Here is a 14,628-nt window from a genome sequence, read left to right as displayed (position 1 = left end):
AACCGGCCGAAAAGGAGACATCTCTTGCAGTGGGTACAACTCGCCTTTTCCGGCGTTTCGCAAGGCTGTATCTATGGCCTGATCGCGCTGGGTTTCGTGCTGATCTACAAGGCCACCGAAACAGTGAGCTTCGCGCAGGGCGAGCTGATGATGCTCGGCGCCTTCTGCGGCCTTGCGCTGACGACGCTGCTGGGCATCCCGTACTGGATCGCAGTGATCAGTGCCATTGCCGCGATGGCGGTGTTCGGCGTTCTGCTCGAGCGCATCGTCGTGCGTCCGATCCTGGGGCAACCGGCGTTCTCCGTCGTCATGCTGACCTTCGGCATCGGCTACGTGATGCGCGGGCTCGTCACCATGGTCCCAGGGATCGGCACCGAGACCCATGCGCTGCCGGTTCCCTACAAGGACGAAGTCTGGAATGTGGGGCCGCTGGTGCTCAACGTGGAGCAGGCCACGGTGATCGGTGCGACGGCCATTCTTTGCCTCGTGCTGTTCGCCATGTTCAGGTACAGCAAGGTCGGCATCGCGATGCAGGCCTCCTCGCAGAACCAGCTGGCCGCCTATTACATGGGCATCCCGGTCCAACGGCTCAACGGACTGGTGTGGGGACTCGCAGCCGCCGTCGCCGCAGCGGCCGGCCTGCTGCTCGCGCCCATCACGTTCGTGCACGCCAACATGGGCTTCATCGGGCTCAAGGCCTTTCCCGCGGCCGTGATCGGAGGCTTCGGGAGCTTGCCGGGCGCCATCGTGGGCGGCCTGGTCATCGGCCTCGTGGAATCCTTCTCGGGGTTCTACCTGCCCGACGGCTTCAAGGACACGGCTGCCTACATCGTGGTGCTGGTGATGCTGATGATCAAACCCAACGGCCTGTTCGGCGAGAAGCTGCGCAAGAAGGTCTGAGGAAGAAGTAAAACAACATGCGATACCTCTTCAAGACCGGCTACGGCCAGGACGTTGACCTCGCCAGGCACGGCGGCCATGTGTTCTGGTACGGCATGCTGGCCGTGCTGCTCGTCGCCGCGCCGTGGCTCATCGCCGAGTACTGGCTGGCCCAGATGACCTTCGTGCTCATCTACGCGATCGTCGGTCTGGGGCTGATGCTGCTGGCCGGCTTCACCGGCCTGTTCTCCATCGGCCAGGCGGCGTTCCTCGGCGTGGGGGCCTACACCCAGGGGGTGTTCACCAACGTGGGCGTTCCCTTCCCTGTCGCGCTGGCCCTGGCCGGCCTGCTGTCGGCCGCGGTGGGCGCCGTGGTCGGGCTGCCCGCGCTGCGGGTGAAGGGCATCTACCTGGGCATCGCGACGCTGTCGTTCGGCTTCATCGTGGAAGAGGTGATGGCGCGCTGGGAGTCGGTCACGGGCGGCAACGCGGGCCTGCATGTCAAGCACCCCGACCTCTTCGGCTTCAAGGTGGACACCGCGACGGGCTTCTACTTCCTGTGCCTGGTCGTCTGCGTGGCCTCGACGCTGGCCATCCTCAACCTGCTGCGTTCGCCGACGGGCCGGGCGTTCGTGGCCATCCGCGATTCGGAAGTCTCCGCGCAGAGCATGGGCATCCACCTGGCGCGCTACAAGACCTTGTCTTTCGCACTCTCGGCAGCGCTGGCGGGCATTGGCGGAGCGCTGTACGCGCACAAGATTTCCTTCATCTCGCCCGATCAGTTCGGTGTCCTGCAGTCGGTCGACCTGTTGCTGCTGGTGGTGATCGGTGGGCTGGGGTCGGTGCACGGCGCCTTCCTGGGCGCGATCTTCCTGATCACGCTGCCCCAGGTCATCTCGCTGACCAAGGACTATCTGCCGGCGGCCATCGGCCAGGCACCGGGCCTGCAGAGCGTGGTGTACGGCGTGGTGCTGATCGGCTTCGTGCTGTTCGAGCCCTTGGGCCTGTACGGCCGCTGGCTCAAGGTGCGCACCTACCTCCAGTTGTTCCCGTTCTACCGCCAGGGCTTGTTCAAGCGGCAGAAATCCTTCCAGAAATCGGACCGGCTGAAATGAGCCCGAATCTCTCCCATCCCCTGCTTGCGGCCAAGGATCTCAGCGTGCGCTTCGGCGGCGTGCTCGCGGTCAACAAGGTGAGCTTCGACGTGCAACGCGGCGAGGTGTTCACGCTGATCGGCCCCAACGGCGCGGGCAAGACCACGGTGTTCAACCTGATCAGCCGCATCTACACGCCCACGTCCGGAAGCATCGACTATGAAGGCCAACGGCTCACCGACCAGCCTGCGCACAGGATCGCCTCGCTGGGCATCGCGCGCACGTTCCAGAACATCGAACTGTTCGAGCACGCCACGGTGCTGCACAACCTGCTGATCGGGCGCCACACCCATCACCGCAGCAGCCTGTGGAGCGAAATGCTCTTCCTCGGCAAGGTGCGCCGGGCCGAAATCGAAACGCGCGAGAAGGTCGAAGAGGTCATCGAGTTTCTCGACCTGCAGCACTACCGCGACTCTCTGGTGGCAGGCTTGCCCTATGGCGTGCGCAAGGTGGTGGAGCTGGCGCGCGCCTTGTGCACCGAGCCCAGGTTGCTGCTTCTGGACGAGCCGTCGTCAGGCCTGAACGTGGAAGAAACCGAAGACATGGCGTTCTGGATCCAGGACATCCGGGACGAGCTGGGCATCACCGTGCTGATGGTGGAGCACGACATGGCGCTGGTCTCGAAGGTGTCGGACCGCGTGCTGGCGATGAACCAGGGCGAGGTGCTGGCCATGGGCACGCCGCGCGATGTCCAGAACGACCCGGGCGTGATCGAGGCTTACCTCGGTTCGATCGACGACGTCAGCAGCCTTCGCAGGGAGGTCGCGGCATGAGCCCTTCCATGGCGCCAGAAAGCGGGCAGGCTGTGCTGCGACTGCTCAACGTCGAATCGGCCTACGGTCCGATCAAGGCCATTCGCGGCGTCAGCCTGCAGGTGCGGCGCGGCGAGATCGCCACCGTGCTGGGGTCCAACGGGGCCGGCAAGACCACGATCCTGAAGACCATCTCCGGGATCATCGATCCGCGCAAGGGCAGCATCGAGTTCAAGGGTGCGGGCATCGACGGCAAGGACCCTGCGTACATCGTCCGGCAAGGGCTCTCCCATGTGCCCGAGGGACGCGAGGTATTTCCGCTGCTGTCGGTGCAGGACAACCTGGCGATGGGCGCCTACACCCGCCGCGACCGCGACGGCGTGGCGCGCGACATGGAGGTGGTGTACCGCTACTTCCCGATCCTGAAGGACCGCGCGGCACAGGACGCCGGCCTTCTCTCGGGGGGCCAGCAGCAGATGCTGGCGATCTCGCGCGCCATCATGGCCGCGCCCGAGCTGATCCTGCTCGACGAACCCAGCCTGGGCCTGAGTCCCAAGCTGACGAAGGAGATCTTCGAGATCGTCGTTCGCATCAACCGCGAACGCGGCACCACCATCCTGCTGGTGGAGCAGAACGCCAACATGGCCCTCAATGCCTCCGACCACGGCTACGTGCTGGAGAACGGCCGCATCGTGATGGAAGACACCTGCGCGCGCCTGCGGGAGAAGGACGACATCAAGGAGTTCTACCTCGGCATGAAGGAAGCCGGCGTTCGCGGCGAGCGGCGCTGGAAAAAGAAGAAGAACTGGAGATAGAGAAGATGTCCAACCTCTGGAATGCCCACCTCATCCGGCCCGATGCCTCCGCCCTGCTGTCGGGCGACACGATTCCGGCGCTGTTCTGGAACGGCGTGGACCAGCGCGGTTCGCAGACATGGCTGCGCCAGAAGAAGCTGGGCATCTGGCGCAGTTGGAGCTGGCAGCAAACGGGCGAAGCCGTGCGCGAGATTGCCGGCGGCCTGATGAGCCTGGGCTTCGCGCCCGGCGACACGGCTTCCATCCTCTCCAACACGGTCGTCGAATGGGTGTTGGCCGACATGGCCGTGCTCTCCTGTGGCGGCGTGGCCAACGGCATCTATCCGACCGATGCCGCGAGCCAGGTGCAATACCTGTGCGCGGATTCGGGCACGCGCTTCCTGTTCGTGGAAGACGACGAGCAACTGGACAAGGCGCTGGAAATACGCGGGCAGTTGCCTGGCCTGACAAGGATCGTGGTCTTCGACATGAAGGGCCTGCGCGATCTGGACGATCCCGGCGTGATCAGCCTCGCCGGGCTGCGCGAGATCGGGGTTGCCTATCTGCAGCAGCATCCGGACGAGCTGGCGCATCGGATCAAGGCATGCAGGCCAGCCGATCTGGCCATCCTGATCTACACCTCGGGCACCACCGGCAAGCCCAAGGGCGCGATGCACAGCCATGCGGGATTGGTCTACAGCCTTCATGGCATGCACAGGATCCTTCCGCAGAACGAAGAAGACCAGCGCATGTGCTTCCTGCCGCTGTGCCACGCGGCGGAGCGCATCTTCGGTGCCTACATGGGCCTCCTCACGGGCACCGTGCTGAACTTCGTGGAGAACCCCGAGACCGTGCCGGAGAACGTGCGCGAGATCGCGCCGACGGTCTTCGCCGGCGTCCCCCGGATCTGGGAGAAGTTCTATTCGGGCGTGGTGATCGCGCTGAAGGAGGCCAGTGCCGTGCAACAAGGGGCCTACGCCTGGAGCATTGGCGTAGGCACCCGGATTGCCGACAAGGTGCTGGCCGGCGAGCCGGTGGGCGCGGCGCTCAAGCTGAAGTTCACGCTGGCCCGCTGGCTCACGCTGAACAACGTGCGCAAGCTGATCGGCATCCATCGCGCGCGCTTTCTGGTCACCGGCGCGGCCCCCATATCGCCCGAGCTGATCAGGTGGTACCTGGCCCTGGGCATTCCCATGGTGGAAATCTGGGGCATGACGGAGACCGGGGGCGCCTCGACCTGCAATCCGATCGCGCGCATCCGCCTGGGCACGATCGGCCCGGCGACCGCCCACAACGAAGTGCGCATCGCCCCTGGCAGCGGCGAGATCCTGGTACGCGGCCCGAACGTGTTCATGGGCTACCTGAACCAGCCCGGCAAGACGGCCGAGACCATCGATGCGGAAGGCTGGCTGCGCACCGGGGACGTGGGCGTCGTCGACGACGACGGCTACTTCCGGATCACCGACCGCATGAAGGACATCATCATCACGGCCGGCGGCAAGAACATCACGCCCAGCGAGCTGGAGAACGAACTCAAGTTCTCGCCCTACATCACCGATGCGGTCGTCATCGGAGACAAGCGCTCCTACCTCACGGTGATCGTCATGATCGACCAGGAGAACGTCGAGAAGTTCGCGCAGGACAGCGACGTGCCCTTCTCCAACTACGCGAGCCTCACGCGAGCGCCGCAGGTCCAGGCGCTGATCCAGGGCGAACTCGATCGCGTGAACCGGAAGTTCGCCCGCGTCGAGCAGATCAAGAAGTTCTTTCTTCTCGACACGCAGTTGTCCGCCGAGGACGAAGAGCTCACGCCCACGATGAAGCTCAAGCGAAAGCTCGTTCAAGAAAAGTACGCCGCGCAGATCGAAGCGATGTACCCGTAAGCCTGTTCGATCCCATCCCAAAAAGGAGACATCCATGAAACAAAAACTCATCGCCGTCCTGGCCCTGACGGTCCTGGGCGCCGGACTCGCGCGCGCCCAGAACGCCGATCAGGGCGTGAGCAAGACCGAGATCAAGCTGGGCACGATCGTCGACCTTTCCGGCCCGGCCGCCAGCTACGGCAAGGCGCTGCGCAACGGCCTGCTGTTGCGCTTCGACGAGATCAACGACCAGGGCGGTATCCAGGGCCGCAAGGTCAAGCTGGTGGTGGAAGATTCGGGCTACGACCCCAAGAAGTCGGTGCTGGCCGCGCAGAAGCTGATCAACCAGGACAAGGTCTTCCTCCTGACCAGTGTTCTCGGCACGGCGCCGAGCATGGCGGCGATGCCGTTGCAGCTGGAGAAGAACGTCATCAGCTTCCTGCCGGTGAGCGCGGCGCGCGAAATGTACGAGCCCGTCAATCGCCTGAAGTACGCCTTCTTCGCGACCAACTACGACCAGATGCGCACCGCAGCGCCACGGCTGGTCAAGGAACAGGGACTGAAGAAGCCCTGCGTGATCTACCAGGACGACGACTTCGGCCAGGAGGTGCTGCGCGGCAGCGAAGCCGGATTGAAGCTCGTGAACCTCGAGCTGGTGGAGAAGACTTCCTACAAGCGCGGGGCAACCGATTTCTCGTCCCAGGTCGCAAGGATGAAGGCGGCGGGCTGCGACCTGGTGATGATGGGCACCGTCATCCGCGAAACCGTGGGCACGATCGCCGAGGCTCGCAAGACCGGCTTCAACCCGGTCTTCGTGACCTCCTCGGCCGCCTACAGCGACCTGATCCACAAGCTGGGCGGCAAGGGCATGGACGGTCTGTACGCGATCATGACCGCGCAGCACCCCTACCTGGACGACGCATCGCCGCAAGTGCGTGCCTGGGCCAACAAGTACAAGGACCGCTTTGGCGAGGAGCCCAACACCTTCGCGGTGTACGGCTACTACGGCGCGGATGCCTTTGCACGGGCGGCCCAGAAGGCCGGGCCCGATCTCGGCACCGACAGCTTCATCAAGGCGATGGACAGCATCGTGATTCCGCGCGACATCTTCGGCGCACCGGAGGCCAGCTTCACTGCCACCAAGCGACTGGGCAGCCCCTATTCGCGGCTCTCCCAGATCCAGGATGGCAAGTGGAAGGTGGTGTCCGACTACGTGGCCTTCAACGGCTTGAAGGGGGTTACGCAGAAGGACGGCAGCGTCAAGATGGTGTCGGAGTTTTTCCCCGAATGACGGATTACGCAGAGTTCTATCGCCTCTCGATCGAGGAGCGCGAGGCCTTCTGGAGCGAACAGGCCGGGCTCATCGACTGGCATCGGCCTTTCGAGCAGGCGTGCGACTACAGCCATCCCCCGTTCGCGCGCTGGTTCGTCGGCGGGCAGACCAACCTGTGCCACAACGCGGTCGATCGCCACCTGAAGGATCGGGCGTCGCAGAACGCGCTGATCTGGGTGTCCTCCGAGGTGGGGCAGGAGCGCGTCTGCAGCTTCGCGCAGTTGCATGCCGAAGTGCAGCGCATGGCGGCCATGCTGCAGGCCCTCGGCGTCGAGCAAGGCGACCGCGTGCTGCTGTACATGCCGATGATTCCCGAGGCGGTCTTTGCGATGCTCGCGTGTGCGCGGATCGGCGCGATTCATTCGGTCGTGTTCGGCGGCTTTGCGAGCGTCAGCCTGGCACAGCGCATCGACGACGCGCGGCCCAGGGTCGTCGTCAGCGCCGATGCCGGCAGCCGCGGCGGCAAGGTACTGGCCTACAAGCCGCTGCTCGACGAGGCGATCCGCCTGGCAGTGCACAAGCCGGCGAAGGTGTTGCTCGTGGACCGGGGCCTGAGCGCCATGCAACGGGTGGAGGAACGCGACGTCGACTACACGCCCCTGCGCGAACAGTACCTCGATGCGCAGGTGCCTTGCACCTGGGTGGACGCAACCCACCCCAGCTACACGCTCTACACGAGCGGCACCACCGGCAAGCCCAAAGGCGTGCAGCGCGACACCGGCGGCTACGCGGTGGCGCTCGCGGCCAGCATGCGGCACATCTTCATGGGACAGCCGGGCGAGACCTTCTTCAGCACCAGCGACATCGGCTGGGTGGTGGGCCACAGCTACATCGTCTACGGGCCGCTGCTGGCCGGCATGGCGACGATCATGTACGAGGGGCTGCCGACGCAGCCGGACGCGGGCATCTGGTGGCGCCTGGTCGAGAAGTACAAGGTCACCGCGATGTTCAGCGCCCCCACTGCCGTGCGCGTGCTGAAGAAGCAGGACCCGGCCTACCTTGGAAAGCACGATCTGAGCAGCCTGCGGGCGCTGTTCCTTGCCGGAGAGCCGCTCGATGAACCCACGGCGAAATGGATCACGGAAAGCCTCGGCCGACCGGTGATCGACAACTACTGGCAGACGGAGACCGGCTGGCCCGTCCTCTCCATTGCACGCGGCATCGAACCGTTGGCGCCCCGCCTCGGCAGCCCGGGCGTCGCCATGTATGGCTACGACGTCAAGCTGCTCGACGAACTCACGGGCGAAGAACTCAAGGGCCCGAATCAAAAGGGCGTGGTGGCCCTCGAGGGTCCGCTGCCGCCCGGTTGCCTGCAAACCGTATGGGGCGACGATGCGCGCTTCGTGAAGACCTATTGGCAGAGCATCCCCGGCAAGACGGTCTACAGCACCTTCGACTGGGGCGTTCGCGATGAAGACGGCTACTACTTCATCCTCGGCCGCACCGACGACGTGATCAACGTCGCGGGCCACAGGCTCGGCACGCGCGAAATCGAGGCGAGCATTTGCAGTCACCCCGACGTGGCCGAGGTCGCGGTCGTCGGCGTTGCCGACACGCTCAAGGGCCAGGTGGCCATGGCCTTCGTGATGCTCAAGGACGCCGCCAAAGCGGCAAACGAGGAGGATGCGTCGAAGCTGGAAGGCTCGATGATGAAACTGGTCGATGCGCAGCTCAGCGCCGTTGCCCGCCCCAGCCGGGTGCGCTTCGTCTCCGTGCTGCCGAAGACCCGCTCGGGCAAGGTGCTGCGCCGCGCCATCCAGGCCGTGTGCGAAGGCCGCGATCCGGGCGACCTGACCACCATCGAGGATCCCGCAGCGCTGCAGCAGATCAGGGATCTGGCGTAGCAGTTGCGATCATCGAGAGGGTGGCAAGCTACCCCGGCACGAGCGATGCCGTGCTCGTCAATCCACCGGGCATCCTGGACCGCTGAAGTGCCTCGCCGGCTTCATCTGCAAGAAGTCAGGCAGGCACTTTCCCCGCGGACTTCGGAACCCCGCCGAGCAAAGCAGCCCTGTTTTCGGCGATCCACGTCCGCAGCGAACCGCCGCGACTCCCCGTCAGCGTCTCGAGGATGTCGCTTCTGCGCCAGATGGTCGAGGCGCCGCGCTCCCACTCCATGTACTGCAGAAAATAGCGCAGCTTCACGTCTTTCCCTTCGGCCAGCGGGCCGAACGACTGAACGTATCGCTCGACCGAATCGTCATAGGCAATGGGCTCACCCAGCACTTCGCCGAGCACCGCTGCCGCCTCGCGAAACGTCATCAGGTCGTGGCCGTTGTCGAGCTGGTAGACCTTTCCGATGTGATGGCCGTTCGCGGACAACAACAGGCAGGCTCCGGCCTTGCCCACGTCGCGGTCGTCGATGAAGGCCATGGTGCGGTCGTACGGCACGAGCAGTGTGCGTTCGTTGACGAGGCTGCGGAAGAAGAGCCGCGTGAAGTCCGACATCAGGTAGGCCGCAATGTTGAGGTAGGTCACCGGCAATCGCGCGCTGTCGATCACCTTGCGCGCACGGACGTGCTGGATCGCGGTTCCACCATCGAAGGCGCGCAGATTCAACGGAACATCGTCTTCGGTGTGAACACTCGATGGGTCGCCAGTCACGCGCACCAGATGCTTCAGCGTGCCGGCATGCCGCGCCGCGGCCACGACATTGATCATGGCTGCGGTTTCGTCGAGGAAATCCGGTGTGACAACGAATGCCCCTTCCATGCCATCGAACGCCCGAATCATGCCGGGGAGGTCGAGGTAGTTGGCGACGATCACCTCGGTATCGGGAAACCGGGCACGCAACTGCTCGGCCTTCTTTTCCCTGCTCGTGACCAGCCGCAAGCGTGTCTGGGGCGATACGTCTTTCAGATGCCGGGCGACGGCACCTCCGATCAAACCGCTGGCGCCAAAAACGAGGATGCTCGCGGGGATGGATTTGGGTGGGTTTGTCATCGGTTCATCTTATGAACGGGCACGCCGATCGTCTTGCGTCCAGCCGCTGTGCGGGAGGCGATGAGCGGGCGGCGCGCACGCGTCTTGCGTCGACTCGCCGAGCGCCGCGGATGCTCGGAACAGTGTCCTGTCGCAAGACGCCGGACGGCCTCGGCGGTATCGTGTCCGATCAACTTTCAGCATCTGCGAGACCATGATCAAGACCACCCTGCAAGACGGCATTGCCACCATTGCCTTCGACCGCCCCGAGGCCCTGAATGCCCTGACGCGCGAAACGGGCACGCTGGGGTTGGCGGCACTGCAAGGCGCAATTCGCGATGGTGCCCGCGCGGTGATCCTGACCGGCAACGGGCGAGCATTCTGTGCTGGTGCCGACCTTGCGGTCGCGGGCCAACTGGCGAACGGCGTCACGCAGGGCGGGGAAGAAGACATCGGGTTGCGCATGCAGGAGACGCTCAACCCTCTCGTCCAGGCCATCTCTTCTTCGCCTGTGCCCGTGATCAGTGCCGTCAATGGCGCCTGTGTAGGCGGCGGCGCGGGCCTGGCACTGGCCGCGGACATGGTACTGGCCGCGCGCTCGGCCTACTTCCTGCTGCCGCAAGCGCCGGTCCTGGGCTTCGTCCCCGACCTCGGCGCAACATGGCAGTTGCCGCGCATGATCGGCCGTTCCCGTGCTTTCGGGATGTCGCTGCTGGGCGAGCGAATCACGGCGGAACAGGCTCAAGCCTGGGGCCTGGTCTGGAAGTGCGTGGACGATGCCGTGTTGATGGACGAGGCCATGGCGCTGGCGCGCAAGCTGGCCGCCATTCCTTCTTCGGCCTTGTGCGCTACCCGCGAGCTGCTCGATGCTGCACCGGAGGCCACGTTGCCCGATCAGCTGGAACAGGAGCGCCTGATCCAGATGGAGCTCTTGCGTTCACCTTTTTTCCGTGAGGCCTGTGCTCGCTTCGCTTCGGCTTCTCGGAAAGAGACATCGAAATAGCAACTGGTACACCTAGGGTGTACACGCGAAGATCGGACGGTGTGGGATTCAACGATACCGCTTGAGCCGCCTTTTTCAGGCTAAGCCCTTGATTTACAAGGACTTCTGAGCTGACTTGGGATCGTCTGAGAAAAGAAAGTGGTGGCCTGGGGCGGAATCGAACCACCGACACGCGGATTTTCAATCCGCTGCTCTACCAACTGAGCTACCGGGCCTTGGTGTGCAGCCTGCGATTATACAGCGCTTCTGCGGCCTCGGGAAAGATCGACGCCGAGTTGCTTGAGTTTTCGATAGAGGTGGGTGCGTTCGAGGCCGGTTTTCTCGGCCACGCGGGTCATCGAGCCGTTCTCCATCGCGAGGTGAAATTCGAAGTACGCCTTCTCGAAGCCGTCTCGCGCGTCGCGCAGCGGGCGATCGAGGTCGAAACTCTGCGTCGACTGCGGGCCCAGGTCCGCGACCGGCAGCTGCGGCTGTGCCGGCACCAGGGCACTGTCGCCGACGGTGGTCACCACGGCGGCGAAGCTGCTCGCGGGCGGCACCACGCTGGCGGCGGCACGGCGCGCGCTCTCGCGCGCCAGCCCCTGCTCGACCGCCTTCAACAGCTTCTGCAGCGTGATGGGCTTCTCGAGGAAGGCAAAGGCACCGATGCGCGTGGCATCGACTGCCGTGTCGATCGTCGCGTGGCCGCTCATCATGACCACCGGCATGCTGAGGAGGCCGGCCGCCGACCACTCCTTGAGCAGCGTCACGCCGTCGGTGTCGGGCATCCAGATGTCGAGCAGGACGAGGTCGGGCCGCGCCCGCTGCCGCGCCGCCCGCGCTTCGGCCGCGTTCTCGGCGAGCTCCACGTTGTGGCCTTCGTCATTGAGAATTTCGAAGAGCAGGTCCCGGATGCCCAGCTCGTCGTCGACCACGAGGATGTTTGCCATGTGTGCTTGAGTTGTGCGCGTTCGTATTTTGAGTGATCGGTTCGTTTGCCGGTCCGCTTCCGCGCGCCGGGCAAGCGCTCAGGTGATGGACGACTTCGAATCTTCGGTGTGAGCAACCGCTCCCTGCCGTTGCTCCGCAAGCGCGAATGATAACGAGACTTGCGCGCCAGCCACAGCCCCGTCCACCATGCGGTTCGAAAGTTCGATCCGGGCCCCGTGCTCGTCGACGATCTTCTTGACCACCGCCAGGCCCAGCCCGGTGCCCTTGGCCTTGGTCGTGACATAGGGCTCGAAGGCCCGCTTGAGGATGTTTTCGGCAAAGCCGGGGCCGCTGTCCTGGACCGTGAGTCGCACCCGCTGGCCCGATTCGCCGAGCCGGGTGCGGATCACGACCTCGCCGCCCTGCCCGGTGCGCAAGGCATTGGCCTCCGCCGCATCCTGGGCGTTTTGCAACAGGTTGTGAATGACCTGCCGGATCTGCTGTTCGTCGGCGCGGATCGGCGGGCAGCGTTCGTCAAGTTCGGGCTTGAGCGCGACCGCGGCGTGTTCGGCCGGATAGAGGTGCAGCACCTCGGTCACCAGCAGGTTCAGGTCGACCGGCCGGAGGTCGGCCGCCGGCAGCCGCGCGTAATCGCGGAATTCGTTCACCAGGCGCTTCATGGCGTCGACCTGGTCGACGATGGTCTTGACCGACTTGGTGAGGATCGCCTGCTCGGGCGGCGCGACCTTGCCCGACAGCTTCATCTCGAGCCGCTCGGCCGAGAGCTGGATCGGCGTCAGCGGATTCTTGATCTCGTGCGCCAGGCGGCGCGCCACCTCGCCCCAGGCCTGCGCGCGCTGGGCCGAGACGATTTCGGAGATGTCGTCGAACACCAGCAGCCGCTCAGCGCCCGGCAGTTCGGCGCCACGCGCGACGATGTTGATCACGTCCTGCCCCATCGCGTCGCCGCCCGCGTGCAATTCGAACGCGTGCTGCCAGTGGTCGAGCCCGTGCTGGAGGCGCTCGACCTCGAAGTCGTCGAACTGCTGCTGGACGTTCTGCGCGAATTCCGCAAGGCCCGGCACCTCGGCGAGATGCTGGCTTTCATAGGCCGCCAGCGGTGCCCGCAGCACGCGCGTCGCGCCGGGATTGGTCGACCGGATGACCCCCTGGGCATCGAGCACGATCACGCCCGAGGTGAGGTTGTCGAGGATCGTCTGCAGGTTGGAGCGGGCCGCGTCGAGTTCGCCCATGGTCTTCTCGACGGCGCCGCGCGCATCCGCCAGCTGCTGGGTCATGGTGGCGAAGGAGCGCGTAAGGCCGCCGAGTTCGTCCCGGCCCTGCAGCACGGCGGTCGGCCGCAGGTCGCCCCCCGCCACCTGGCGCACGCCGTCGGCCAGCACCAGCAGCGGCCGTGCCAACCGGGTGCCGAACAGCACGGCCAGCAGCACGGCGCCGAACACCGCCAGGAACAGCGTCAGCGTCAGCGTGCCGATGTACATCCGGCGCAGGCCCTCGCGCGCCAGCGCCCGCTCCTGGTATTCGCGGTTGGCCTCCTGCACTGCCAGGGCGTTGCTCACCACCGCCGGCGGCAGCGGCAGGGTGACCTGCAGAAAGCGCGGCTCGGTGTTGAATTCGAAGCCCTGGCTCTGCACCAGCGCCAGCGCCCGCACGCTGGCCACGGGCGCCGAAGCGCCCGGCGCCGGCGTTTCGTCGAGGCCTTCGATGTGGGCGACCGCGCGGTCGGCGCGCACCTGCCGCAGTTGCTGCTGGGTCGGCCGGTCGGGGTTGAGCTGGAAGCGCGACGCGCCCGCGCTGGCCACCAGCTGGCCGCCGCCGGTCCAGAGGATGACGTCGGTCGCGCCCAGCTGGTCACGGATGCGCTCCAGCACCAGCCCGGCGCGGGTGTCCGGCACGTTGGCCAGCTGCGCGCTGGCCGTCCGCGTCTTGTTCGCGAGGTCGTCGGACAGCGAATCCAGCGTGGCCCGGCCGAGGTTCAGCCCGGCGTCGAGCGCCCCCTCGACCTTGACGTCGAACCAGCTCTCGATCGAACGGGCGACGAACTGATAGGAGACGACATACACCAGCACGCCGGGCACCACGCCGACCAGCGCGAAGATCGCCGCCAGGTTGATCAGGAGCCGGCTGCCGAACTTGCCCTGCCGCAACCGCCGCAGCAGCCGGAACGCGACCCAGCCGATCACGATCACCAGCACCACCGCCACCACCACGTTGATGCCGAACAGGCGGGCGTAGTTGCGCTCGTAGAAGGCGCGGTTGCTGGTGGACTGCGCCAGCAGGAACATCAGCACCAGGCCGATCGCCGTGACCAGCGCCGCCACCACGCCGATGGCCCAGCGCACGGCGCGCGAACGTCGCGCCGCCGGCGACGCCCGCTGGTCGGTGCTCACTTCAGTTTCTCCAGCGGAAGCCGGATGCTCTTGTCGGCCGAGATGTTCCAGTCGGACTGGCCGACCGCGCCGATCTGGAACGGTCGCGGCAGCTGGGAGGTGTCGAGGCGAAAGCGGAAGGACACCGGGTGCGTGGCGTCGTCGCCGATCTCGGCCAGGTCGCCCAGGCGCATCCGCCCGACCCGGCTGATGACCTCGAGGGCATCGGCCAGGGTGTCGAAGTTCTGGTTCAGCGAGACGCCGAAGCCTGAATTGGTGATGGGCACGGGGGACACGTTGAGGCGCCATCGGCGGGTCAGGGGCTGGTAGGCCAGCCGCATGTATCGCGCCGCCTGGGCCACTTTGAGATCGGTCCAGTACCAACGTTCCCGGTACAGCTCGGCCTCGGCGACGAAATAGATCGCGATGCCTTTCTCGAGCACCTCCTCGACCACCGGCGGCAAGTCGAATTGCACCTGGGCCGTGAGGTAGACGCCATCGTCCGCCTGCTCGAGCCGCAACTGGGTGATCGCGGTGCTGCGCGAGTCCGCCAGGGCCCGCCCCGGCAGCCACGCCGACAGGGCCCAGACGAGCATCAGGAGCGCGGCCAGCCGAGCCGCCCAACGCCTT

General features: G+C 65.6%; 12 protein-coding genes and 1 tRNA gene. 8 read left to right on the top strand and 5 right to left on the bottom strand.

From position 1 onward, the window contains the following. Positions 1 to 24: 24 nt before the first annotated feature. The 7 genes from AB4Z46_RS20025 to AB4Z46_RS19995 are packed head-to-tail and all read left to right on the top strand — an operon-like array spanning position 25 to position 8,618. A complete protein-coding gene (locus tag AB4Z46_RS20025) occupies positions 25 to 900 on the top strand; it encodes a branched-chain amino acid ABC transporter permease (protein WP_442285282.1) in 876 nt (291 codons plus the stop codon). Positions 901 to 917: 17 nt separating this feature from the next. Continuing rightward, a complete protein-coding gene (locus tag AB4Z46_RS20020; RefSeq protein WP_442285281.1) occupies positions 918 to 1,994 on the top strand; it encodes a branched-chain amino acid ABC transporter permease in 1,077 nt (358 codons plus the stop codon). After that, on the top strand, positions 1,991 to 2,806 hold the full coding sequence (locus AB4Z46_RS20015; protein WP_442285280.1) for an ABC transporter ATP-binding protein: 816 nt from the start codon (positions 1,991 to 1,993) through the stop codon (positions 2,804 to 2,806). Before AB4Z46_RS20020 ends, AB4Z46_RS20015 begins: the two co-directional genes overlap by 4 nt. Further along, positions 2,803 to 3,600 (top strand): ABC transporter ATP-binding protein, encoded by a 798-nt coding sequence (locus AB4Z46_RS20010; protein WP_442285279.1) that lies wholly within the window; start codon positions 2,803 to 2,805, stop codon positions 3,598 to 3,600. The genes AB4Z46_RS20015 and AB4Z46_RS20010 overlap by 4 nt, the downstream gene beginning before the upstream one ends. 5 nt (positions 3,601 to 3,605) lie before the next feature. Further along, a complete protein-coding gene (locus AB4Z46_RS20005) occupies positions 3,606 to 5,462 on the top strand; it encodes an AMP-dependent synthetase/ligase (protein ID WP_442285278.1) in 1,857 nt (618 codons plus the stop codon). A gap of 34 nt (positions 5,463 to 5,496) precedes the next feature. Beyond that, entirely contained in the window at positions 5,497 to 6,732 is a 1,236-nt protein-coding gene (locus AB4Z46_RS20000; RefSeq protein ID WP_442285277.1) for an ABC transporter substrate-binding protein, read from the top strand. Next, positions 6,729 to 8,618 carry a propionate--CoA ligase gene (locus AB4Z46_RS19995; protein WP_442285276.1) on the top strand — a complete coding sequence of 630 codons (1,890 nt, stop codon included), beginning with the start codon at positions 6,729 to 6,731 and terminating at the stop codon, positions 8,616 to 8,618. Before AB4Z46_RS20000 ends, AB4Z46_RS19995 begins: the two co-directional genes overlap by 4 nt. Before the next feature lie 115 nt (positions 8,619 to 8,733). Here AB4Z46_RS19995 and AB4Z46_RS19990 read toward each other — a convergent pair whose 3' ends face one another. Beyond that, positions 8,734 to 9,717, bottom strand: coding sequence for an NmrA family NAD(P)-binding protein (locus AB4Z46_RS19990; RefSeq protein ID WP_442285275.1), 984 nt, complete (start codon positions 9,715 to 9,717; stop codon positions 8,734 to 8,736). 193 nt (positions 9,718 to 9,910) lie between these two features. On the opposite strand from AB4Z46_RS19990, the gene AB4Z46_RS19985 reads away from it, so the two are divergent. Then, positions 9,911 to 10,699 carry an enoyl-CoA hydratase-related protein gene (locus AB4Z46_RS19985; protein WP_442285274.1) on the top strand — a complete coding sequence of 263 codons (789 nt, stop codon included), beginning with the start codon at positions 9,911 to 9,913 and terminating at the stop codon, positions 10,697 to 10,699. 139 nt (positions 10,700 to 10,838) lie between these two features. Here AB4Z46_RS19985 and AB4Z46_RS19980 read toward each other — a convergent pair. From AB4Z46_RS19980 to AB4Z46_RS19965, 4 genes are all read right to left on the bottom strand, one after another. Then, positions 10,839 to 10,914, bottom strand: a tRNA-Phe gene (locus AB4Z46_RS19980). An 18-nt stretch (positions 10,915 to 10,932) separates the two neighbouring features. Continuing rightward, the gene (locus tag AB4Z46_RS19975) at positions 10,933 to 11,628 is read right to left on the bottom strand and encodes a response regulator (protein WP_442285273.1); all 696 of its coding nucleotides are present in this window, start codon (positions 11,626 to 11,628) and stop codon (positions 10,933 to 10,935) included. A 78-nt stretch (positions 11,629 to 11,706) separates the two neighbouring features. Then, on the bottom strand, positions 11,707 to 14,019 hold the full coding sequence (locus AB4Z46_RS19970; RefSeq protein WP_442285272.1) for an ATP-binding protein: 2,313 nt from the start codon (positions 14,017 to 14,019) through the stop codon (positions 11,707 to 11,709). Next, positions 14,016 to 14,594 carry a DUF4390 domain-containing protein gene (locus AB4Z46_RS19965; protein ID WP_442285271.1) on the bottom strand — a complete coding sequence of 193 codons (579 nt, stop codon included), beginning with the start codon at positions 14,592 to 14,594 and terminating at the stop codon, positions 14,016 to 14,018. Before AB4Z46_RS19965 ends, AB4Z46_RS19970 begins: the two co-directional genes overlap by 4 nt. Positions 14,595 to 14,628: the final 34 nt, after the last annotated feature.

This window comes from Variovorax sp. M-6, assembly GCF_052114385.1.
Classification (GTDB): Bacteria; Pseudomonadota; Gammaproteobacteria; order Burkholderiales; family Burkholderiaceae_C; genus Variovorax.
Note: the sequence above shows the minus strand (reverse complement) of the source record. Positions and strands in the feature narration are given on the sequence as shown.

What these genes read in the sequence shown, in the direction of transcription:
- AB4Z46_RS20020 (WP_442285281.1), top strand. Translation starts at nt 918, where the DNA reads ATGCGATACCTCTTCAAGACCGGCTACGGCCAGGACGTTGACCTCGCC.
- AB4Z46_RS20015 (WP_442285280.1), top strand. Translation starts at nt 1,991, where the DNA reads ATGAGCCCGAATCTCTCCCATCCCCTGCTTGCGGCCAAGGATCTCAGC.
- AB4Z46_RS20010 (WP_442285279.1), top strand. Translation starts at nt 2,803, where the DNA reads ATGAGCCCTTCCATGGCGCCAGAAAGCGGGCAGGCTGTGCTGCGACTG.
- AB4Z46_RS20005 (WP_442285278.1), top strand. Translation starts at nt 3,606, where the DNA reads ATGTCCAACCTCTGGAATGCCCACCTCATCCGGCCCGATGCCTCCGCC.
- AB4Z46_RS20000 (WP_442285277.1), top strand. Translation starts at nt 5,497, where the DNA reads ATGAAACAAAAACTCATCGCCGTCCTGGCCCTGACGGTCCTGGGCGCC.
- AB4Z46_RS19995 (WP_442285276.1), top strand. Translation starts at nt 6,729, where the DNA reads ATGACGGATTACGCAGAGTTCTATCGCCTCTCGATCGAGGAGCGCGAG.
- AB4Z46_RS19990 (WP_442285275.1), bottom strand. Translation starts at nt 9,717, where the DNA reads ATGACAAACCCACCCAAATCCATCCCCGCGAGCATCCTCGTTTTTGGC.
- AB4Z46_RS19985 (WP_442285274.1), top strand. Translation starts at nt 9,911, where the DNA reads ATGATCAAGACCACCCTGCAAGACGGCATTGCCACCATTGCCTTCGAC.
- AB4Z46_RS19975 (WP_442285273.1), bottom strand. Translation starts at nt 11,628, where the DNA reads ATGGCAAACATCCTCGTGGTCGACGACGAGCTGGGCATCCGGGACCTG.
- AB4Z46_RS19965 (WP_442285271.1), bottom strand. Translation starts at nt 14,594, where the DNA reads ATGCTCGTCTGGGCCCTGTCGGCGTGGCTGCCGGGGCGGGCCCTGGCG.